General features: G+C 39.4%; 23 protein-coding genes. 3 read left to right on the top strand and 20 right to left on the bottom strand.

The genetic code is table 11. The features are described 5' to 3' along the window. Positions 1-156 precede the first annotated feature (156 nt). Both D3P12_RS06450 and D3P12_RS06455 read right to left on the bottom strand, forming a co-directional pair. Complete coding sequence (locus tag D3P12_RS06450; protein WP_118194210.1) at positions 157-978, bottom strand: SDR family oxidoreductase; 822 nt, start codon at positions 976-978, stop codon at positions 157-159. A 114-nt stretch (positions 979-1,092) separates the two neighbouring features. Beyond that, positions 1,093-2,118, bottom strand: coding sequence for a LacI family DNA-binding transcriptional regulator (locus D3P12_RS06455; RefSeq protein ID WP_118197004.1), 1,026 nt, complete (start codon positions 2,116-2,118; stop codon positions 1,093-1,095). 148 nt (positions 2,119-2,266) lie between these two features. On the opposite strand from D3P12_RS06455, the gene D3P12_RS06460 reads away from it, so the two are divergent. Next, positions 2,267-3,349, top strand: a complete 1,083-nt coding sequence (locus D3P12_RS06460; RefSeq protein WP_118194211.1) for an agmatinase family protein — start codon at positions 2,267-2,269, stop codon at positions 3,347-3,349. Here the strand turns inward: D3P12_RS06460 and D3P12_RS06465 are convergent. Next, positions 3,346-4,026: a DUF2490 domain-containing protein gene (locus D3P12_RS06465; protein WP_118194212.1), complete on the bottom strand. Its 681-nt coding sequence runs from the start codon at positions 4,024-4,026 to the stop codon at positions 3,346-3,348. The genes D3P12_RS06460 and D3P12_RS06465 overlap by 4 nt on opposite strands. Positions 4,027-4,047: 21 nt before the next feature. After that, a complete protein-coding gene (locus D3P12_RS06470) occupies positions 4,048-4,623 on the bottom strand; it encodes a hypothetical protein (protein WP_118194213.1) in 576 nt (191 codons plus the stop codon). Positions 4,624-4,800: 177 nt separating this feature from the next. On the opposite strand from D3P12_RS06470, the gene D3P12_RS06475 reads away from it, so the two are divergent. After that, complete coding sequence (locus D3P12_RS06475; RefSeq protein WP_118194214.1) at positions 4,801-5,616, top strand: MBL fold metallo-hydrolase; 816 nt, start codon at positions 4,801-4,803, stop codon at positions 5,614-5,616. On the opposite strand, the gene D3P12_RS06480 is transcribed toward D3P12_RS06475, so the two are convergent. The 14 genes from D3P12_RS06480 to D3P12_RS06545 all read right to left on the bottom strand — a co-directional run bounded on the left by D3P12_RS06480 (position 5,579) and on the right by D3P12_RS06545 (position 17,423). Then, entirely contained in the window at positions 5,579-5,992 is a 414-nt protein-coding gene (locus tag D3P12_RS06480; protein ID WP_118194215.1) for a Dabb family protein, read from the bottom strand. The two genes, D3P12_RS06475 and D3P12_RS06480, sit on opposite strands and share 38 nt — an antisense overlap. Positions 5,993-6,054: 62 nt before the next feature. Next, complete coding sequence (locus D3P12_RS06485) at positions 6,055-7,059, bottom strand: LLM class flavin-dependent oxidoreductase (protein WP_118194216.1); 1,005 nt, start codon at positions 7,057-7,059, stop codon at positions 6,055-6,057. A gap of 154 nt (positions 7,060-7,213) precedes the next feature. Next, a complete protein-coding gene (locus tag D3P12_RS06490) occupies positions 7,214-7,741 on the bottom strand; it encodes an SAM-dependent methyltransferase (protein WP_118194217.1) in 528 nt (175 codons plus the stop codon). Between the two features lie 19 nt (positions 7,742-7,760). Continuing rightward, the gene (locus D3P12_RS06495; protein ID WP_118194218.1) at positions 7,761-9,134 is read right to left on the bottom strand and encodes an APC family permease; all 1,374 of its coding nucleotides are present in this window, start codon (positions 9,132-9,134) and stop codon (positions 7,761-7,763) included. A gap of 116 nt (positions 9,135-9,250) precedes the next feature. Next, positions 9,251-10,438 carry an aspartate aminotransferase family protein gene (locus tag D3P12_RS06500; protein ID WP_118194219.1) on the bottom strand — a complete coding sequence of 396 codons (1,188 nt, stop codon included), beginning with the start codon at positions 10,436-10,438 and terminating at the stop codon, positions 9,251-9,253. Positions 10,439-10,443: 5 nt separating this feature from the next. Further along, the gene (locus tag D3P12_RS06505; RefSeq protein WP_118194220.1) at positions 10,444-10,848 is read right to left on the bottom strand and encodes a hypothetical protein; all 405 of its coding nucleotides are present in this window, start codon (positions 10,846-10,848) and stop codon (positions 10,444-10,446) included. 9 nt (positions 10,849-10,857) lie between these two features. Then, positions 10,858-11,496, bottom strand: coding sequence for a hypothetical protein (locus D3P12_RS06510; RefSeq protein ID WP_118194221.1), 639 nt, complete (start codon positions 11,494-11,496; stop codon positions 10,858-10,860). Positions 11,497-11,530: 34 nt separating this feature from the next. Continuing rightward, positions 11,531-12,076, bottom strand: coding sequence for an RNA polymerase sigma factor (locus tag D3P12_RS06515; RefSeq protein ID WP_118194222.1), 546 nt, complete (start codon positions 12,074-12,076; stop codon positions 11,531-11,533). Between the two features lie 50 nt (positions 12,077-12,126). Continuing rightward, positions 12,127-13,080: a transketolase family protein gene (locus tag D3P12_RS06520; RefSeq protein WP_118194223.1), complete on the bottom strand. Its 954-nt coding sequence runs from the start codon at positions 13,078-13,080 to the stop codon at positions 12,127-12,129. A 15-nt stretch (positions 13,081-13,095) separates the two neighbouring features. Further along, positions 13,096-13,941, bottom strand: coding sequence for a transketolase (locus D3P12_RS06525; protein WP_118194224.1), 846 nt, complete (start codon positions 13,939-13,941; stop codon positions 13,096-13,098). Between the two features lie 62 nt (positions 13,942-14,003). Beyond that, positions 14,004-14,468: a thioredoxin-dependent thiol peroxidase gene (gene bcp, locus D3P12_RS06530; protein WP_118194225.1), complete on the bottom strand. Its 465-nt coding sequence runs from the start codon at positions 14,466-14,468 to the stop codon at positions 14,004-14,006. 8 nt (positions 14,469-14,476) lie between these two features. After that, complete coding sequence (locus D3P12_RS06535) at positions 14,477-16,204, bottom strand: M23 family metallopeptidase (RefSeq protein ID WP_118194226.1); 1,728 nt, start codon at positions 16,202-16,204, stop codon at positions 14,477-14,479. 2 nt (positions 16,205-16,206) lie between these two features. Next, complete coding sequence (locus tag D3P12_RS06540) at positions 16,207-16,818, bottom strand: fumarylacetoacetate hydrolase family protein (RefSeq protein ID WP_118197005.1); 612 nt, start codon at positions 16,816-16,818, stop codon at positions 16,207-16,209. A 101-nt stretch (positions 16,819-16,919) separates the two neighbouring features. Next, a complete protein-coding gene (locus D3P12_RS06545; protein WP_118194227.1) occupies positions 16,920-17,423 on the bottom strand; it encodes a T9SS type A sorting domain-containing protein in 504 nt (167 codons plus the stop codon). 190 nt (positions 17,424-17,613) lie between these two features. On the opposite strand from D3P12_RS06545, the gene D3P12_RS06550 reads away from it, so the two are divergent. Continuing rightward, on the top strand, positions 17,614-19,554 hold the full coding sequence (locus D3P12_RS06550) for a KUP/HAK/KT family potassium transporter (protein ID WP_118194228.1): 1,941 nt from the start codon (positions 17,614-17,616) through the stop codon (positions 19,552-19,554). Positions 19,555-19,565: 11 nt separating this feature from the next. Here D3P12_RS06550 and D3P12_RS06555 read toward each other — a convergent pair whose 3' ends face one another. Both D3P12_RS06555 and mdh read right to left on the bottom strand, forming a co-directional pair. Further along, the gene (locus D3P12_RS06555; protein ID WP_118194229.1) at positions 19,566-19,997 is read right to left on the bottom strand and encodes a retropepsin-like aspartic protease; all 432 of its coding nucleotides are present in this window, start codon (positions 19,995-19,997) and stop codon (positions 19,566-19,568) included. Continuing rightward, entirely contained in the window at positions 19,998-20,936 is a 939-nt protein-coding gene (gene mdh, locus D3P12_RS06560) for a malate dehydrogenase (protein ID WP_118194230.1), read from the bottom strand. Positions 20,937-21,021: the final 85 nt, after the last annotated feature.

The following is a 21,021-nucleotide window of genomic DNA, read 5'->3' on the forward strand; positions in this document are numbered from 1 at the left end:
TCCTAATGGTTTAGGTTAAAGCTATAGCGCTAAGTATTAATTGGTTGAATAGTATGTAAATTGGTTACTTAAAGCAATTGGTATTTTATTGATAGCTGTGTATCAGTGTTTCGATGTGCCTCCTATTTTAATATTTACAAATAATGCTTATTGATGTTAAACACCACTAAAAGCATTGAAACCGCCATCCACTAGAATCGTTTCTCCCGTAACAAAGCCTGATGCGTCGCTCAGGAGAAAAATCAACGTTCCCGTTAGTTCTTCTGGTTTACCTAATCGCCTATAGGGTGTATTATCTATAAATTGTTTTGTTCTTTGTGTGTAATTGCCGGCGGAATCGATCAGTAGGTCTCTATTTTGTTCGGTTAAAAATACACCTGGTGCGATTCCGTTAACGCGGACGCCATCTCCATAACGTAATGCTAATTCAGACGCCATCCATCTCGTGTAACCTTCGATTGCCGACTTGGCCATTGTATACCCCAGCCCTCTGGTGATCGCCTGCTGCGCTGCTAGAGATGAGATATTAACGATGGATCCCTTGCCTTTTTCCGCGATAACCTGACCGAAAATATGGGTAGGTATGACTGTGCCAAAAAGGTTAAGATCTACGGCTTTTTTGGTGTCTTCTATTTTGGCACTGAATAAATTTTGATCTGGCTGTATTGTTGCGCCAGCGATGTTGCCTCCCGCAGCATTTACCAGGCCGTCAATGGTTCCCCATTTGTCTATAATATCTTCTTTGGCCCGACGGATCTCGTCTTCAGAGAGCACATCGGCTAAAATGTAGAAAGCTTGCCCGCCGATGGCTTCTATTTCAGAAACTCGTTTTTGCGCACGCTCCTTGTTACGACCTAGAACAACCACCTTTGCACCAGCCCGTGCTACTTCTAAAGAAAAGGAAGCTCCCAAAACACCGGTCGCCCCGCTAATAACGATCACTTTGTTCTCCAATGAAAACTGTTGTAGTCCTTGCATGTATGGATGTCTGATTTAGTATGATAATTTACCCTATTACAAATAAAAAAGTAATTAAAGAGATAAGAAAGCTAATTTGTGTCAATGATAATTGAATTTGTCTCAAGAACTCTGTTATCTTTTCTGTGAGGATTTCCGGACAATTAGTTCTGTGTCTAATATAATTGTACTCGTGATACTTGTATTTTCTTTTTGTTCTAATTGATTAACCAGAATTCTCGCAACACTTTCTCCCATTTCTTTACCCGGATAGTTAATCGTACTGATAGGCGGTTCCGTTACTTTTGAGATTAGGTCATTGTTAAAGCCAATGACAGCGACGTCTTCTGGAACTCGGAGTCCGGCTTCTTTAAGTTTCACGATCGTAAATGCAGCCGCGAAGTCATTTGCTATGAAGATACCGTCTGGCAGGGGTTTTCTTTTTAAAATATCATTTTCTAAACAATCGCGAATATCTTCTTCGCGTAATGTGTTGGAAATCACCGAATCGGAGGTGAGAGCTAGTCCATTGTCTTCGATTGCCTTTTTGAACCCTGAGAGCCTGTCATTATATACGTTCCTCGTCAAATTGCCCGTGATGTGTAGGATATTTCTACAACCTTGTTCTATTAAATGAGTTGTCGCTGTATGTCCAGCTTTGAAATTGTCAATTACAACTTTAGTTGTTAGAGGGTTATCCGTGACACGATCAAAAAAGATTAAAGGAATGCCCTTGTCGACAAACATATCCAAGTGTTTGAAATCTTTGGTTTCATTAGAAAGAGATATGATTAATCCGTCGACACGACTGTTATACATGGTGCTCGCATTGGTTTGTTCTTTTTCCTGTGATTCGAAAGACTGACTGATAATCAGATTGTAACCAGCATTGTTAGCAACTTTTTCGATCCCCGAGATTACAGAGGACATAAAAAGACTATCTAATTTAGGTATAATGACGCCAATCGTATTGGTTCGTTGCTTTCGGAGGTTACTTGCAAATTTATTAGATCTATAACCGAGTTCGAAGGCCAAGTCATTGATTTTCTGCTTCGTGTTTTTGTTAATTGCCGGGTGATCCTGAAGTCCTCTGCTGACCGTCGAGGGTGAAAGCTTTAATTTTTCAGCTATATCATAGATTGTGATTTCTTTTTTATTCATTCCTCGGTATTTTGATCGGTTAATAATCTCTAAATTTAAAAAAGCTTTTTGTAAATTCAATCGATTGCACGTGAAGAATAACAATCCGTTGGCATAAATTATACGAAATGTCTTATTTTTGAACGATTATTTCAAATAAATTCCACTGATGACGAATAAACAACAAAAAATCGCTGAGTTTGATCCGAACCAACCCGGCGCAGCAGATGCATCCATATTTGGACTGCCGTTTAACGCTGACGAAAGTGAGATCATCGTTATCGCAGTACCTTGCGAGGTTACAGTGAGTTATGGCGATGGGGCTTCTTTGGGACCTAATGCTATTTTGGATGCCTCTTATCAGATGGATTTATATAATCAAGCATATCCAGAGTTGTGGAAGCTGGGAATCTTTGTGGATGAGGGTCTTGCTTCCGATTGGATGCTCAAAAATTCGACTTTAAAAGAAAAGGCTCAGTCCGTCATTGAAGTACTTGAAGCGGGAGGTAGTATTGATTCACATCCAGGTTTAAGAGCTAATCTGCTCGAAATTAATAAAGCGTGTGAGCATTTGAATAGCGATGTGAAAGAGCGTGTTTTATATTGGAAGAAACAGGGAAAAAAAGTAGCCTTATTGGGTGGCGACCACAGCACGCCTTTGGGGTACTATCAGGCTCTTGCTGAGAGTTATGAAAGCTTTGGTATATTGCATCTAGATGCACATATGGACCTACGGATTGCTTACGAAGGTTTTACATATTCTCATGCCTCAATTATGTACAATGCCTTGCAGTTACCAGCCATTGAAAAACTTGTGCAAGTAGGAATACGCGACTTTTGCGAACAGGAAGTATCTGTTGTGAAGTCATCTGCGGGTAAGGTTAAGGTCTTTACAGATAATTACCTAAAAGAAAATGCTTTTGATGGCTGGAGTTGGAAAGAACAATGCAGGGAGATTATTGAAATGCTTCCCGAAAATGTGGCTATTAGCTGTGATATCGATAGTTTGTACCAATGGTATTGTCCGAATACAGGAACACCCGTACCAGGTGGATTATCTTTTGAACAGGTCAGCTATTTGATTCATGAGTTGGCAAAGAGTAAAAAGATAATCATTGGCTTCGATTTAGTAGAGGTGTCACCGGGCGAAGATAGTTGGGACGGGAATGTCGGAGCGCGTTTGCTTTTTAATCTTTGTGGCGCGTTTGCTAAGTCACAGGGACTGAAGGTAGGGGAACCACTTGTTTTTTAGAAACTGTGATAAAAGCCGATAGTTAACCAAAGGAGGTGTTCAGTATTAGAGCCAATAAGCTCTTCTGCACGGTAATCGAATCCTGTCTCAAGTTGTGTATTATCGGTGAGATTGTATCCAACTGATGAGCCTGCTCTTATCTCTAAATTACCGACCTGATCTTTCAAAATTCCGACGTATTCATTGCTGAATTTAAGATAAAATTCTTTCGGATCAACTTCCAGCCCGTTTAATGGCTTTTCCAGACTAATCCGATACCTTAGCCGATATTGGGTAGCTTCGTTTTCCTCTAGAGTTTGGTCGGTTCTAAACCGATGGGCTAAATTGATACCAGTGAGTTCTCGGCTAAAACTGTATTGCTGAATAAACCGATGAACAAAAGATCCGTCAATATCTTGCCTTCGTATCATGTAACCTGCTCCCAAACCTTTTAACACTCCTTTATCTCGAGTAATAATGACGTCCAGGTCAGTTCTTTCAAATTCTACACGACCACCAGTGCCATCGTAAGGGTTTTGGTAAAGAATTTGACGGTTCTCTAATTTAGAGTTTACTTTCCAACCATCAGTTAATTTGAAGTCGACATTGATTTGGGGCATAATTCCAAATCTGTTCTGAGCAAAGCTTGCTTGAAAAACACAGATAAACAGAAAGAAAAGAATTAAGATTGGTCTCATGGACGTATTTAACGAAGGTTTTTAATAAATTAAATGATTGAGGTTTCTTGATATTATTTTTTTTGTTTTAATGTGTTCACCCGTGTCTGAAAATATAGCTTCATAGGATTGTCTATCGCCATCTTTTCTTCCCGAGAATACGATTTCGTAATTAACTTCATACTGTTGACTCTGCGTTTCTTTTAAGAGAACTGACCGCAACAAGTTTGCATCTCCAATCCACTGAATTTGAATTTTGCGGATTTTATAACGATCGTAATTTCCTTGAAAATAATCTGTTATTTTTTGTTGTGCTCGTATGGGAAGTTGATCAAAACGTTGTATAAATTCTATATCCTGAAGATTACCTAAGGTGTCAAATTTGATACTATAAATTGTTCTGTTTTCTTTTATTTTCGCTTCTACAGCCATGCCTTCCAGATTCTCTTCTAAATACCACTTTATTTTTTGAGACCCCGAGAAGATGCTTTCTACGTAGTCTGTTGCTTTCATAGATACCTCTGAACTTTTGATTCGCGATTCTTTTTCGAATTTATCTTGTGAATAAAGCGAATTAACCATTAAAAATAGAACAACCAATAACCATGTATGCTTCATAATATTTACCCATTTTAAATATCTCGCAAGATATTAATAGGTTTCATTTTCCTTTTATAGACTATTGTTATCAAATAGTTAACTGTATGTTAATAATCTAGCTGCAAATATATACGATATAATTAGTTTTTCTGTATCTGCCTAGGCAGTTTCTGAATATGTTCTTAACTTTGTGATATGCCCTTATTTATTTCATCGCTCAATTCGGGAAGCAACGGCAATTGTTATTACATAGCAAACGATAACGAAGCAATTTTGATAGATGTGGGAATTTCTTGCCGTGAAATCGAGAAGCGAATGAAGCGATTGGAACTTTCTATGACGAAAGTAAGAGCAATCTTTATTAGTCACGAGCACTCTGATCATATTCGTGGATTGCGTGTATTGGCTAAGAAATATCAAATTTTGATTTACATTACACCCAAAACACTTATTTATAGTCGTCTTGCTCTCGAAGAGCATTTGATTAGGTCTTTTAAGGCTTTTGACATAATTAGAATAGGTGACCTAGAAGTTTATGCTTTTCCGAAGGCGCATGATGCAATTGATCCGCATAGCTTCCTAGTTTCGGGTGAAGGTGTGAACATCGGCGTATTCACGGATATCGGTGAGGTTTGCAATCAGTTGGTTACAAACTTTAAACGTTGTCATGCTGTTTTCCTGGAAACAAACTATGATGACGAAATGCTTGATAGCGGTAACTATCCTTTTTACCTAAAGCACAGGATCAGAGGGGGGAAGGGGCACTTGTCAAATAAGAAGGCACTGGACTTGTTTGTAAGTCATCGTCCTTCTTATTTAAGTCATGTATTTTTATCACATCTATCGGCCAATAATAACTGTCCTCTTACTGTTCAAAATTTATTTGCTGAATATGCAGATAACGTTGAAATTATTTTGGCTCCAAGAAGTCAAGAAACATCTGTGTATTGTATAGAGGCTACAAGTGTCGAATCTACATTTTTATCACCGAGTCGTGCACGACAACTTTAGTCCAATTTTTACTGTACTTATCAATAGCCGCTAAATGAATTGGGTGATTTTCATAAGTATCGACGTCCTCCATGGTGTCGAAATATACGAGAAGATTATAGGAAAAACTATTGTCTACAACATCTCTTTGATGAGTGTTAGCCGGAGGGCCATAGTGTAATGACTTGATATTTGGTATGGATTTTAACTCTTCAAAAAATCCGGTAAAGTCGTTTACTTCTTGTTTTGTAAGATCATCTTTGAGCCAGAAAAGCACATAGTGTGCAATTACCTCTTTTTCTTTTTTGGATGCCATGGTTTCTGTGATTGTTCCAGTGAGTATGCTGCCAGTTACAGCTGTAGCAGCTAGGTTTTTAATAAATTTTCTTCTCTCCATTCTTTGTTTAATAATTAATCAACTTGAAATAAAGATAAGAATTCCTAGTAATATAGTGGAGATTAAACTGCTTTTAATTCGCTGAGTAACTTAAAAGAATGGAGCCTAGCTTGAAGATCATAGATATAAGAGACCGTCATGAGCTCGTCGATCTGAGTTTTGCCTATGAATGAATCGATTTCCCCTTTTATTTTATCAGGGGTCCCGGTGAAGGTATAGGAAATCATTTGTTGTAAAGCAGCTTCTTCCATTGGATCTATTAAAAAATCGTCGGGGTCGACGGGTGCTTGTAGCTTTTCTCTTTTGCCGGTGATAACGCCTAAGAACATGTTCTTAAAAGAAGTAGCTAGTTTTTGAGCCTCTTTATCCGAGTCCGCTGCGATTACGTTTACGCAAGCCATCGTATAGGGTTCTTTTAGCTGTGAGGATGGCCGGAAGTTCTGGTGATAAATTGATAGGGCATGGTGCAATTGTGCTGGGGCGAAGTGACTGGCAAATGCGTAAGGTAGCCCTAGGGCGGCAGCTAAATGTGCGCTGTCGGTACTAGATCCTAATATCCAGATTGGAATATCCAGTCCTTCTCCTGGAATTGCCCGTACTCTTCCATGACGGTTCTCAGCCGATAAATAGGTTTGAAGTTCTTGGACATTCTTAGGAAATTCCATTGCAGCTCTCTGCTCTCGTCGCAGGGCCATTGCAGTCAACTGATCGGTACCAGGAGCACGCCCTAATCCTAAGTCGATTCGGTTAGGGAATAGGGTCGCCAAGGTGCCGAATTGTTCGGCAACGATAAGAGGTGCATGGTTTGGCAGCATGATTCCGCCAGAACCTACTCTAATTGTGGAGGTTCCCTGAGCAATATGAGCGATTAAAATCGCAGTTGCTGAGCTGGCCACACCTTCCATATTGTGATGTTCGGCAAACCAGTACCGATGATAGCCAAGCTCTTCAACATATTGGGCTACTTTTAAACTACTCTTGAAGGTGTCGGCAGGGGTAAAACCCTCTAAAACTGGTGCTAAGTCGAGTACGGAAAGTTGAATGTCTTTTATGGATTCTTTCTTCATGTCTTCTATCTGGATAATATTGATGGGTAACTCAAAGTTATCAAATAGAAAATGAGGAAGAGAAAGCAGATGGAAAATTTACTTCCTGAAGACTTTCTCTTCCCATGGAAGTTACCATACAAAAGTATAGTGACTTTCGCAGTTTTATTATGATCTAGGGTACCACCCAATAGTGGATAGTTGAACCATTTACCTGGATGGTCTTTTCTGGTTTCCAGTCACCCATATCGAATGCGTGTGATACAATCCTTGTTCCCGATTTTAACTTTAATAATTTGGGTTTCAGTTTAATATTTACGTCGGGAAGTAGATATAGTGTTACTACCGTTGCATCGCTAAGGTCAACATCGAACAGGTTCCCCTCGATAAACTTTACTTTATCAGTAACATTTGCTTTTTCAGCATTGGCATTAGCTTCACTGATTCTTTGGGGGTCGATATCAACTCCGGTTCCCTTGGTGCCATATTTTTTCGCAGCGGTAACTACGATTCGACCATCCCCACATCCTAAATCATAAAGGATGTCATCTCCCTTTACCTGCCCCAACTCGAGCATAGCGTCAACTACCGCCTGGTTAGTTGGAACATAGGGAACATCTAGTTGTGGTCTGTCTTGAGCCTTGACTGTCGCGACTGCGATAAATAGAATGGCAATCGCCATCATGTTTTTGAGTGTTTTCATCGTTTGTTATTTTAATTAGTTAATGAATATGGATTGACTTTTTATTTTTTATATTTTGGAAATAAAGTGGGATGAACCCAACTAGTAAAACCGCAATCCCGACTAACGCACCAATCCCAGTATGCATAATGCTTGAATAAAGGAGATAAGCGCAGGTCAAGCAGAATAAAATCGGCGTAACCGGATAGAGGGGAACTTTAAAGGGTCGCTTGGCCGAGGGTTCTTTCTTTCGAAGTACAAAAATAGATATGCCTACAAGCAAGAAAAAGAACCAAAATACAGGTGCGGTGTATTCAATGACCGTTTCAAATCCGTCCCGTGTCAATAGTCCGAGACTAATAAGGAGAAGTGACACGATAGCTTGTACAATAAATGCCGTAGTAGGGACAGATGTTTGGCTGTTCCATTTACCTAAAGGCGCGAATATAGAATAATCTCTTCCCAAAGCATAGGTGCTTCTTGCACCTGTAAAAATTGTTGCATTGATTGATGTGACGGCTGAAACAGCAACTAAAGCTCCAATAAGTTTGCTTCCGGTATTGCCAAAGGCTGTATACATTAAGTCACTGGCGATGGCGTCTGATTGTCCCATGTTTTCAAGACCGAGCACCTGAACAAACGTGTAATTAATTAATAAGTATACTGATGTTATGATTAATATGCTTACAATTAGCGCTTTGGCCATTGTTCTGCTTCCCGAATGGGTTTCCGCTGAAATATAAGCCGCTTCATTCCAACCACCAAAGGTTAATAGTACAAAGACCATAGCCAGTCCAAAAGACCCGGAGCTTAGTCCAGAGCTTGCTTCTTGTAAGGGTTTCGCATCATCAGGTGTAAAAAAGAGACCGGCAACAACGACGAGGAGGATTCCTCCGACTTCTACCGTTGTAAACACCTTTTGTGTCAGCGTTCCAAAACGAATATTTGCGAGGTTGATTGCCGTCAAAATGATGACAATTGTGGCAGCATAAAGGATGGATGACAGAGCGCCGACATTAAATATGACTGCTAGGTAATCTCCGAAAACATAGGCGAGAATAGCAATTGATCCAGTTTGAATTACACTAAGTCTGGACCAAACAAATAGAAAACTTACTTTTTTACCGAAAGCTTTTCTTATGAAATAGTAGTCGCCACCGGCATTGGGAAAGGCTGTTGTTAATTCGGCATAACAGAGTGCGCCAATTAAGGAGACGGCTCCGCCACCAATCCACGCGAGAAAAAACAATTCTGGACTACTTGAGTTCGCTGCTACTACCGAAGGGGTTCTGAATATGCCGGCGCCGATTACCAGGCCCACGATAAGGACAACTGCATCATTTAAGCTTAAACTGTTTTTTATTTTCGAATGTGCCGTGTCATCTTGGACATTCGAAGAGGCAATTTTCTCCATCTAAGTGTATAATGTCTTTTATTCTTAAGCGTCGCAGTCGTTGCTTAAAATATTCAACAGAATACGTGTGGTTTTGTTTGATGAATTGTTTTTACTAAAGCCTGATTATAAGATTTTTATGTAAAAAGTTCGATACCCTTTAAGATGATGTCACAAGCGTCATTAATTTCGTCCTCTTTGATAATTAGTGGCGGTGCAATTCGAAGAGCGGTCTCGCAGTGAAGAAACCAGTCAATCATAATTCCATTGTCTGCACAATATTTACTGACAGCTTCTACTTGTTGAAATGAATCGAGTTGTATACACATCATAAAGCCCAGTCCGCGTACTTCTTTAATTGACGGGTGTTGTAATTTTCTTCGAAAGAGTTGGGCTTTTTTTTCTACGGAGTCGAAAAGCTTTTCTTCTAGTATCACATTGATCGATGCCAGGGCGGCGGCACAACATACGGGATGACCACCAAAAGTCGTAATGTGTCCAAGCATCGGATTGTTGGTGATGACTTGCATGATTTCTCGGTCAGCAATAAAAGCACCGATTGGCATGCCTCCTCCAAGAGCTTTGGCAACTAAGAGGATATCTGGTACGATATCAAAATGTTCAAAAGCAAACATTTTCCCGGTGCGTCCGAATCCAGTTTGTATTTCATCTAGAATCAAAAGAGCTCCAGTCTCATTGCAGCGTTCACGAACAGCTTGCAACCATCGTTTGTCTGGAACACGCATGCCCGCTTCGCCTTGAACAGTTTCTAATATTACCGCAGCTGTCTTGTCGGTAATCAAGGACAGCTCATCAGAGCTATTAAAACTAATGTAGTTAATATTTGGCAAAAGAGGTCCGTATGCACTACGGTATTCATCATTGCCGATTAAACTAAGAGCCCCTTGAGTGCTCCCATGATAGGCTTTTTTTGCTGCAATGATTTCTGTCCGTCCCGTATATTTTTTTGCTACCTTCATCGCACCTTCCGTTGCTTCCGTTCCGGAATTGACAAAATAAACTGAGTTTAAGTTTTGAGGGAAGATGGAAACTAGCTTTTCTGCAAGTTTTACTTGAGGTGTTTGAACAAATTCGCCATATACGGTGACATGCATGTGTTGATCGACCTGATTTTTCACCGCTTGGATAACCTTTGGATGTCTGTGTCCGATATTATTAACTGCAAATCCCGAAACAAGGTCAAGGTATTTTTCACCCTTGGGTCCATATAGATAGACGCCTTCTGCGGATACTATTTCGGTTAGACGCGGGCTGTTTGAGGTTTGTGCAGTGTTTAATAAGAATATTTCTCTGTTAGTGAGCATCGTGATTATCTTCGATTCCTGCTTTGTAGCTCCTTGAAAAGCTGCTCCCGAAATTCTCTTTCGACTTCAAAAAATCTGGATGATTTGGATGCAGGAATAGCAGTTTTAAACTTTTCTCTGTATTTCTTTTTACATGCCAATACCTCTGCGTCAAAATCCAGTTCGTTACGATAAGATCTTTTTAGGCCATCTTCAGACCTTTTTTTATGCATAATTTGTCGAATCTCGTTTCGATATTGATTATAAAGCGGGAAAAATTTTTCAGCCTCTTGTGGCGATAAGTCGAGCTTTTTGGTTATATAAGCTATTTTGGCAACTTCTATTTTTTGAAAACGATTTGAGTCTTTCTGTGCGAAAATCGGCAGGCACGAAAATAATATAAAACAACATGTAATTAATAATCGCTTCATGACTTCCTATCAAATACTGTTCTCAAGATACGACTCTATTTCTTCCGAAGAAAATGAATCTTTAAAATCGTCTGATTCTTCTTCAAGCTGCTCTAGCTCTTCGCTTAATTTGATATAATCGCTGGTTTCGGAGTAAAAGGCCAAGTAGCTGATTATTTCATCAGCGGGAATCTCATCAATGATGTTTTCTACTTGGGCAGCAGCCGGTTCGACTTCCTTTTCACTTAATTGAAAGAATGCAACAACAGAAACTACCAAAGCGATGCTAGCTGCAGCTGCGTATCTTGCCCAAGGCAATTTTTCGGGTTTAGGCAGTGAGCGTATTTGTCCCTCTTTAGAGATTTCATCTAGTATCGATGCTCGAAAATTATCGAAATATGAAGGTGGAACGGTGAATCCATCTCTTGGAACTTTAGACTTTAACTTTTCTTCGGAGACTTTTAAGAGGATATCGTTGGTTAACTCCACTTGATAGTTTTCGGGAGTTAGTAATGTTTTTTGCGTACTGTCTATAATGTCCTTCCGTTGAAGAATATCTTTGCTTAAGTTAGTGAAATAGTTTTTTGGTACAGAAAAAGGGTTTTCTTGCAACTTCAAGTCGTTCAAAAAATCTTGATTGTTATATTCACTATTTCTTAGCTCTTTCATTGTATCTCCTTAGATAAGGTTTTTCTTAAAAGGTTTAATCGGTTTGTGAAAAATAATTCTCAATCTTCTTAACAGCTAAATGATAAGATGCTTTTAAAGCGCCTACACTCGTGCCGACGATTTCAGAAATTTCTTCATATTTCAGATCCTCGAAATATTTCATGTTGAAAACTAACCTTTGCTTGTCCGGTAAGGTGAGTAGAGCTTGTTGCAGTTTGATTTGAGCTTTATCGCCGTTGAAATAAGATGACTCTGTTAAAGTTTCAGCTAAGAATCCTGAGCTCTCGTCGTCAATCGATATATTAAGATTTTGCTTTTTCTTGTTTAAAAAAGTAATGCTTTCGTTCGAAGCAATACGATAAATCCAAGTATATAACTGAGCATCTTCACGAAATTTTGCCAGATTTTTCCACACTTTGATAAATACATCTTGAACGAGATCATTCGCATCGTCATGATCGAGAACAAAGCGACGAATATGCCAGTAGATTTTCTGTTGATATTTATCCAGAAGTAATCTAAAGGCTTCATCACGAGTCTTTTCATCGGCGAATTTATCAAGAATTAACTTATCGTCCATAGTAGTGAGAATGGGTATCTGTTAATAATACCCATTCTAAATGTGATTCGCTACTTACGCTTTATTACTTTTTGTGCTGCCTTTACAATGTCGTTTGAAGACAATCCGTATTTTTCCATTAGCTCTGCTGGCTTGCCACTTTCACCGAAGCTATCATCTACTGCCACGTATTCTTGAGGAACTGGATGGTTTTTAACAAGAACTTGTGCAACACTATCTCCCAACCCGCCTAGACGATTGTGTTCTTCGGCAGTGACAACGCAGCCTGTCTTCTTTATAGAGTTGATAATAGCCTCTTCATCGAGTGGTTTGATTGTATGTATGTTAATGATCTCTGCATCGATGCCTAATTCAGCTAATTGCTCTCCAGCTTGAATTGCTTCCCATACTAAATGCCCTGTAGCGATAATACTAACATCTTTACCTTCATTTACCATCCATGCCTTTCCGATTTCGAATTTCTGATCGGGATCGGTAAAAACTGGAACAACAGGACGTCCAAAACGAAGATAAACAGGGCCGTCATGTTCTGCTATGGCGATAGTGGCCGCTTTGGTTTGATTATAATCACACGGGTTGATTACAGTCATTCCGGGAAGCATTTTCATCAGTCCCAAATCTTCAAGAATCTGGTGAGTCGCCCCGTCTTCACCAAGTGTTAATCCCGCATGGGAAGCACATATTTTAACGTTCTTTCCTGAATATGCAATTGACTGGCGAATTTGATCGTATACGCGACCTGTAGAGAAATTTGCGAATGTGCCCGTATACGGGATCTTTCCGCCGATTGTCATCCCTGCAGCTAGCCCCATCATATTTGCTTCGGCAATTCCAACTTGGTAAAAACGTTCTGGAAATTCCTTAATGAAGGCGTCCATTTTCAACGAGCCGATTAAATCTGCACAAAGAGCAACAACATTTTCGTTCTTTCGTCCAACTTCGGCTAGTCCGGCGCCAAATCCTGAACGAGTGTCTTTTTTTTCTGTGAATGTATATTTTTTCATTTGTCTAATGCGCTGTTAATAATCACCTAATGTTTCTTCGAGCTGATCCAATGCTAATTGTAATTGTTCGTCATTGGGAGCTACTCCATGCCATTTATGTGTGCCCATCATATAATCCACACCATATCCCATGTCTGTATGCATCAGGATCATAACAGGTTTGCTCTTGTTTGTTTTTATTTTGGCTAATTCAAATCCACGAATAACGTCAATCATTTGATTTCCGTTCATTTCAATTACGTCCCAACCGAAAGCCTCCCATTTAGCCTTCAAATCTCCTAAAGACATAACTGTTTCGGTTGGGCCATCTATCTGTTGACCGTTAAAGTCAATCGTAGCAATTAAGTTATCAACTTTATGGTGAGCAGCATACATGGCAGCTTCCCAAACCTGACCTTCTTGTAGTTCTCCATCTCCCATTAAGACATAAACATGGTGTTTGTCACCGTTTAGCTTTTTCGTTTGGGCAGCACCAACAGCAACCGATAAGCCCTGGCCCAATGAGCCGGAAGCAACACGGATGCCTGGCAGGTCTTCGTGTGTAGTTGGATGGCCTTGTAAGCGTGAATTGATCTTTCTAAATGTACGCAATTCTGAGATATCAAAATAGCCAGCCCGTGCTAGTGTACTATAAAAAACCGGTGATATGTGTCCTTGTGAAAGAAAGAATAGGTCTTCATTTTTCCCGTCCATGTTAAAATTCATGTCATGATCTAAAACATGGAAATACAAGGCTGTAAAGTAATCGGTACAACCTAGGGATCCTCCTGGGTGACCCGAGTTGCATGCATGTACCATGCGCACAACATCTCTTCGGATTTGAGATGCGATGCTCTCTAATTTGTCTATTTCTGCGCTCATTGAATTGATTATTCTGATTAAGGGTCAAAGTTAGTGATTTGCGACGTTATTAACGAAGCCAATTACTGATCGTATAAATCAAGGACTTGCTGGCTCGCCTCTTTGTTTTTTACTTTTTTAATAATGTGTTCGATAATCCCTTCTTCGCTAATAATAAAAGTTGTTCTCGCCGTTCCCATATATTTTCTGCCATAAAGGTTTTTTTCAACCCAGACTTGGTAATCCTCTACCATTTTTTTCTCGTCATCGACCAATAGATTAAATGGTAGGCCATGTTTATCAGCGAAACGTTTATGTGACCTTTCTCCATCCACACTAACACCAACAACTTCAAAACCCTTATTCAATAAACTTTCATAATTATCTCTGAAGTTACAGGATTCAGTTGTGCACCCCGGCGTATTATCTTTTGGATAAAAATAGAGGATAAGTTTCTTTCCTTTAAAATCATCTAATCTAATCGTTTCTCCAGTTTGATTTTTGGCGCTAAATGGTGGAGCTGGATCTCCTACTTCTAGTTTTTTCATTTTGATTTTTATCTTGTGAAATTTACTTGATATATCTTTTCATTGTTTCTGCCATCTTTAACTACCAACATGAAACGGTGTTTTCCTTTCGGGAGGTCTGGCTCAAAATTGTGCCACAATGATGCGGTCTTTGCGTCATATTCCATCAACACCCATTGTTCGTCTATATACCCATTGAAGGTACTAATGCCAGAGAGATCATCCGAAATTTTAAAGCTGATTCTAGAGCTGGACGCCATAGACTTGTTTTCACTAATATTAAGCGGTCTTATGATGGGAGCTTTGGTATCGCTTCCTACATAAAAACTGCCGAATTCCGAAACCTTTGCGTTTATGTATCCGTTTTCGAATGTACCTCCACGGGATCGGCCTCGGCCGTCGATCAACAAGAGTTTATCCTTCATGTGGTCGGGTATAGGTTCGGTTACCTGGATGCTTAAAGAATATGGCGTATGTACTGGGATCATTCGATTATGTACATGATGAACTTCCGAATATGCACCTGTCTTTTTCGGGGACTTAGAATATACAAAATTTAAATTGCTATAAAGCGAATTAGCCGGAATGTCCACGATGATCCCTTCCTGTTTAAAAATATTAACCTTATCAAATGGAAATAAATAGCTATTTTCCTTAAGATGCTGGTTTACTGTCAATGACGGATCGTATTTTACCTTAAAGGCAAGCGTACTTGTATTCCCTTTAACATCTCTTACCTTATAAAGCATATCGTGAATTTTGTCATCCTTTATATCAATCAATCCATTATTTACCAAATCACTATAAATGGTCAGCGGGTTCCCAGGTTCAACAAAGTTTTTTTGAACACGCCGGCTTTTTAAAATATACGTCGGATAATCAATGTGAGAGTTCATTGCCCGGTTATGGTGGAAAAACAGCCCGTCTAACGTTGATTTGAAAATTGTTTTCCCATCCAAAATAAGCTCGGTTGAGAAAATACCGTTAGAGTTAGCAGAGGCAGAGTTGCGGTCGACAGCCACAATCCCAAACCCTGTTTGCCCGTTTACAGCTAGTGTATTGTTTGGCGATAGTCGATAAACTCCATTGCCACCGGTTAGTTGCAAATGTTCACGTGGTGTATTTTCAGAAAAGGGAGCGTCTCCTAGTCGAAAAACGGTAAAACCACTTAGGGTAGGGGGAACGTTGTCTGGAATTGTCAAGCCGAATAATTGTGGGTTAATTACCTCCTCGGTTTTAGTGTCTCGTAATTCAAAGTGCAAATGGGGGCCACCTGAACCACCTGTGTTTCCCGATAGAGCGATTACATCTCCCCGTTTTACCTGCAAACGATTTTCACCAGGAGGGAAGTCAATTGCGAAAGATTGCTCTTCATACTGCTTGTTCTTGACTACTGTGGCAATTTCTTTATTAAATTGTTGTAAGTGCATATAGACACTTGTATAGCCGTTGGGGTGATCAATATAAAGAGCATGACCACCACCGCCAATTTGAACCCTTGCCCTAGATACATAGCCATCTGCGACCGCATAGACAGGATGCCCTTCTGTTTGTTTGGTTCGATAATCTGTTCCAGTATGAAAATGATTTGGCCGAAGTTCCCCAAAGCTTCCTGAGGCCTGAGGTGCTAATTTTAAGGGGGGGCTAAAGTAATCGACTGGCAAATTACTCTTGTCAGATTGACTATAAACAACGGTGGTAGCAAATAAAAATATACTAGTTAGTAATTTCTTTATGAATCTTAATCTGCTTCTCATTTTCACTTAATTCTGAAATCAATTAATTTTTGGTTTTCGAGGTATCCTTCCAAGTGATCGCCAATTTGAATCGGACCAACTCCCGCGGGAGTTCCTGTGTAAATTAAATCTCCGTTCCTTAGCGTGATGTATTTCGAAACGAAGGTAAGGATCTTAGCGAAAGAAAAGATCATATCTTTAGTTGCGCCCGTTTGTACACGCTGTTTGTTGACATCTAAATGAAAGTTTAAGGCTTGCGCATTGGCAAAACCCTCTTTCGGTAGTAGATTAGATATAGCTGCTGAATGATCAAACGCTTTTGCCAGTTCCCAAGGTAATCCTTTCTCTTTGTGTTTTTGTTGGATATCTCGAGCGGTAAAATCAATTCCTAAACCGATACGGTCGTAATATTTATCAGCAAACTTTTCTGCAATATGTTTACCCTCTTTACAAATGCGTAATACGACTTCGACTTCATAATGAATATCCTGGGAAAAGTCAGGGTAGTAAAAATCTTTGTTTTCTTTTAGTAGGGCGGTATCTGGTTTGAGAAAAATTACCGGCTCGGTCGGTACAGGGTTTTTTAGCTCGTTCGCGTGATCAATATAATTGCGTCCTACGGCAATAACCTTCATAGTGTTTTTTTTGGAAAGATACCTTTTAGAACCTTCAAATACAAAAAAAGGCATCCTCATTTCAAATGAAAATGCCTTGCAAACTAATTAACTATCATCTATTAGACAATTTGGATTCTTTTGACCACGGTTTCCGTTCCTGCCATGATTCTGATAAAATAGAATCCACTATTAAGATTACTCTTAATGGAAAATGTATGAACCTGATTGCCTTCTTCTAGTTCTTCCGACAATAAGGTGTTGATTTCGTTCCCTAAAGCATCCATAATTTTGATGGATACGTTTACTGTTTTACTTAGTTTAAAAGTAAGATTTAATTGTTCTGATATCGGGTTAGGGTAAATCTTAACATTGCTAAGTGTTTTCGCTGATTCGCGATGATCCATTTTTAAATACGGAGCGTATGGGGCGAACGGTTTAAAAGTATATAGAGCACTTTTGGGTCTATCTGTTCTTGTATCACTTAATTTACTTAGGATAGTCTTATTTTCTGTCGAATCCTGTAGCGTCGACGCAGCATCAGCTGAAGCACGATTAGGTAACCCCAGTAGTGTGCCGAGAAAGATGAGTGAAAAAATAAGAGTATAAAAGTAGTTGTGTTTCATAGATTACCTTATGATGCAAAAGTATAACATTTTTTATTGAATATACTATGTTTTTGTTAAAAAAGTAAGCTTTTAACAATTTTTAACAACTTTTTTCTTCTCGATAATAAACTGGAGCATTATCGATACAAACAGAAATCTTTGGAAATGGTTTAGGAATATATACATTTGCCACACAAAAAATCGAAAGGTGGAGAAACATAAGAATCTAAACCGCTTAAGCTCTGCTGGGTTATTAATTAGCCTAGGAATTATTTTCGGAGATATTGGGACTTCTCCACTCTACGTTTTTAAAGCTATAGTTGGAGATAATATTATTTCGTCTGACTTAATTTTAGGAGGTCTCTCTTGTGTTTTTTGGATCCTTACGCTCCAAACGACGATAAAGTACGTGCTTATCGTGTTGCGTGCGGATAATAAAGGTGAAGGTGGTATTTTTTCATTATACACCTTAGTAAAGCGTCGAGCTAAATGGCTGATTTTTCCGGCCATGATTGGTGGTGCAGCGCTTCTAGCTGATGGCATGATAACACCTCCAATAACGGTTTCTTCGGCACTTGAAGGCTTGAATATTTATTTTCCTGAGCTACCGACGGTACCGATTGTTCTTTTTATTATAACTTGTCTTTTTATCATTCAGCGTTTCGGGACCTCGATAGTAGGGAAGGTTTTTGGTCCGCTTATGTTCATCTGGTTTAGCACAATGGGGGTTTTAGGTCTTGCATATGTTATTCAACAACCTGATATTTTTAGAGCCATCAATCCATATTATGCGATTAATATTCTAGTGAATTACCCGAACGCCTGGGTTATATTGGGTGCTGTATTCTTATGCACAACGGGCGCAGAAGCACTCTATTCGGATCTGGGTCATTGTGGAAGATCAAATATCCGGGTAAGCTGGATATTTGTAAAAGCGTGTCTGATCCTGAATTACTTTGGCCAGGGGGTATGGCTATTGCAGCATCAAGGCCTGACCTTAAATTATCAAAACCCATTTTATCTCATCATGCCAGATTGGTTTTTGGTCTATGGGATTGGCATAGCTACGATTGCGGCTATTATCGCAAGTCAAGCGATGATTTCAGGTTCTTTTACGTTAATTTCCGAAGCAGTTAGACTCAATATTTGGCCCAAAGTTCGGATTAACTACCCTAGTAATCAAAAAGGCCAGCTCTATGTCCCTTCGGCTAATTTTATTTTATGGTTAGGCTGTATGGTGGTCGTATTGGTCTTTCAGGAGTCCCGTCATATGGAGGCTGCTTATGGTTTAGCCATTAATATTACTTTTTTGATGACCACCATATTAATAGGATATTTCTTAGATAAAAAACATTTACCAAAATATCTAATTGTGTTTTTTGTATCGGTCTTTCTACTTCTAGAAATTACTCTGCTAATTAGTAACGGGGTCAAAATAGTTCACGGAGGTTGGTTAACAATAATTCTGAGCAGCATTTTGTTTACTGTTATGTTATCTTGGTGGTGGGCTAGGAAAATCAAAAATGCCTACGTTCGGTTCGTTGATATCGAACACTATTATCCTGTACTTCAAGATCTAAGTGAGGATGAATCTGTTCCGCGATATGCTTCGCAATTAGTCTATCTCACATCTGCTAATTTTGTTTCTGAAATTGAATCGAAAATTATTTACTCCATTCTTCAGAAAAAACCGAAACGAGCGGACGTCTATTGGCTAGTACATGTAGATGTACGGGATGAACCTTTTACAAATGAATATAAAGTAACCAGTCTTATAGATAAAAAATTGATCCGTATCGATTTCCGACTTGGCTTTCGTGTCGAACAACGAATCAGCTTATTGCTTCGCAAGGTGATTGAGGATATGGTAAAAAAAGGTGAAATCGATATTTTCAGCCGATACGATAGTTTAAAAAAATATAAAATGGTCGGTGATTTTAAATTTGTTGTTTTACAAAAAGTAATTTCACGATCTAATAATCTGAGCTTTATGCAAAAGATCGTTGTGGATATTTACCATGTTCTTCGACGATTTAGTTTGTCCGAAGAAAAAGGCTTTGGTCTTGATTCCAGTTTTGTGACGGTCGAACGGGTTCCTTTGATGATTGCCGAAACAGAAGATATAACAATTAAGCGCGTTGATTCGTAACATGGTTATGTTTATCTTTTGGATAGACCCAAACACAAGGAACGACTTTCATAATCGATCTTTGCTTTATACTCGTAGAGTAAATCGCCACCAATGACACCTATCACAGGTTCCATGTCAAGTTGTTGGTACGCAATGTTGATGGTAGATAGATCTAAAACCGCAGCTTCATAGTTCTTCAGGTGCAAATCACCAATTTTGAAATCCGGAATTGTAAGCGTATAGCTTTCCATCGTATTCGTTCCCAACCCGGTCGATAGTTGGTCAGAGGGTTTAATTAATTCTGGATCGATATGAGTTTCCACACTGGCTTTATCAAATACAGTTTTTGATGCTCCAGTGTCCAAAACTGCACGGAATGGTTTGTCGAAAACGGTGACCTCCACCAAAAGGTGAAAGCCATCGTTTTGTAAATTCAGTAAGATCAAAGGAATTTCAGTCATTTATAATATACCGGTATCTTTCAGGACATCATTCATCTTCTGTACAGCATTTGCACTTTCGCTGAGGCGCGCTTGATCTTCATCGTCTAAGCTCATTGGCAAAATCTTCTCTACACCACTTTTTCCGATAATAATAGGTACACCGAGATTGATATCTGAGAAACCATATTCTCCGTCAAGGTACACCGACGCAGTAAATAATTTTTTCTGATCGCGGACAATACTTTCCACTACTGCTGCAGATGCTGCTCCGGGTGCATACCAAGCAGAGGTGCCGATTAACTTCGTCAACGTTGCGCCTCCCACCATCGTTGCCTTCACGATTTCCTCTTGATCTTCAGATGAAAGAAACTCCGTAACAGGAATACTATTCCATGTCGCATGTTTAATGAGCGGAATCATTGTCGTGTCACCATGACCGCCAATTACAATAGCGTTTAAATCTCCTGCAGAAGCACCTAACTTCTTACTTAGCTGATAACGAAATCTTGCTGAGTCGAGAGTTCCACCCATCCCGATAATCCGATTTTTGGGAAGTCCCGTCGCTTTCAATGCTAAATAGGTCATTGTATCCATTGGATTTGAGACAACCACTAAAATAATTTCAGGTGAATATTTTAAAAGATTTTCCGCTACATCCTTTACGATAGAAGCATTAGTGCCAATTAACTCTTCACGCGTCATTCCAGGTTTACGTGGAATACCAGAGGTAATCACAGCTACACTTGAACCAGCCGTTTTACTGTAATCATTTGTTACGCCTGTAATTGTGGTATCGAAGCCGAGCAGAGCAGCAGTTTGGGACATGTCCTGTGCTTTTCCTTCGGCAAAGCCCTCTTTAATATCTAAGAGTACGACTTCTTCCGCGAGCTCTTTGCGGACAATATTATCTGCAGTAGTAGCACCTACTGCTCCAGCACCTACGATTGTTATTTTCATAATGACTTTTTATTTGTGAAAGCTGCAAATGATTAAGTTCTTTAGCAAGATAGAAATAATGAAAGGATTTTTCAACTGTAAAGCT

This window comes from Pedobacter indicus (assembly GCF_003449035.1).
Classification (GTDB): domain Bacteria; phylum Bacteroidota; class Bacteroidia; order Sphingobacteriales; family Sphingobacteriaceae; genus Albibacterium; species Albibacterium indicum.

Coding starts and splice junctions, on each gene's coding strand:
- D3P12_RS06450 (WP_118194210.1), bottom strand. CDS start 978: ATGCAAGGACTACAACAGTTTTCATTGGAGAACAAAGTGATCGTTATT.
- D3P12_RS06455 (WP_118197004.1), bottom strand. CDS start 2,118: ATGAATAAAAAAGAAATCACAATCTATGATATAGCTGAAAAATTAAAG.
- D3P12_RS06460 (WP_118194211.1), top strand. CDS start 2,267: ATGACGAATAAACAACAAAAAATCGCTGAGTTTGATCCGAACCAACCC.
- D3P12_RS06465 (WP_118194212.1), bottom strand. CDS start 4,026: ATGAGACCAATCTTAATTCTTTTCTTTCTGTTTATCTGTGTTTTTCAA.
- D3P12_RS06470 (WP_118194213.1), bottom strand. CDS start 4,623: ATGAAGCATACATGGTTATTGGTTGTTCTATTTTTAATGGTTAATTCG.
- D3P12_RS06475 (WP_118194214.1), top strand. CDS start 4,801: ATGCCCTTATTTATTTCATCGCTCAATTCGGGAAGCAACGGCAATTGT.
- D3P12_RS06480 (WP_118194215.1), bottom strand. CDS start 5,992: ATGGAGAGAAGAAAATTTATTAAAAACCTAGCTGCTACAGCTGTAACT.
- D3P12_RS06485 (WP_118194216.1), bottom strand. CDS start 7,059: ATGAAGAAAGAATCCATAAAAGACATTCAACTTTCCGTACTCGACTTA.
- D3P12_RS06490 (WP_118194217.1), bottom strand. CDS start 7,741: ATGAAAACACTCAAAAACATGATGGCGATTGCCATTCTATTTATCGCA.
- D3P12_RS06495 (WP_118194218.1), bottom strand. CDS start 9,134: ATGGAGAAAATTGCCTCTTCGAATGTCCAAGATGACACGGCACATTCG.
- D3P12_RS06500 (WP_118194219.1), bottom strand. CDS start 10,438: ATGCTCACTAACAGAGAAATATTCTTATTAAACACTGCACAAACCTCA.
- D3P12_RS06505 (WP_118194220.1), bottom strand. CDS start 10,848: ATGAAGCGATTATTAATTACATGTTGTTTTATATTATTTTCGTGCCTG.
- D3P12_RS06510 (WP_118194221.1), bottom strand. CDS start 11,496: ATGAAAGAGCTAAGAAATAGTGAATATAACAATCAAGATTTTTTGAAC.
- D3P12_RS06515 (WP_118194222.1), bottom strand. CDS start 12,076: ATGGACGATAAGTTAATTCTTGATAAATTCGCCGATGAAAAGACTCGT.
- D3P12_RS06520 (WP_118194223.1), bottom strand. CDS start 13,080: ATGAAAAAATATACATTCACAGAAAAAAAAGACACTCGTTCAGGATTT.
- D3P12_RS06525 (WP_118194224.1), bottom strand. CDS start 13,941: ATGAGCGCAGAAATAGACAAATTAGAGAGCATCGCATCTCAAATCCGA.
- bcp (WP_118194225.1), bottom strand. CDS start 14,468: ATGAAAAAACTAGAAGTAGGAGATCCAGCTCCACCATTTAGCGCCAAA.
- D3P12_RS06535 (WP_118194226.1), bottom strand. CDS start 16,204: ATGAGAAGCAGATTAAGATTCATAAAGAAATTACTAACTAGTATATTT.
- D3P12_RS06540 (WP_118197005.1), bottom strand. CDS start 16,818: ATGAAGGTTATTGCCGTAGGACGCAATTATATTGATCACGCGAACGAG.
- D3P12_RS06545 (WP_118194227.1), bottom strand. CDS start 17,423: ATGAAACACAACTACTTTTATACTCTTATTTTTTCACTCATCTTTCTC.
- D3P12_RS06555 (WP_118194229.1), bottom strand. CDS start 19,997: ATGACTGAAATTCCTTTGATCTTACTGAATTTACAAAACGATGGCTTT.
- mdh (WP_118194230.1), bottom strand. CDS start 20,936: ATGAAAATAACAATCGTAGGTGCTGGAGCAGTAGGTGCTACTACTGCA.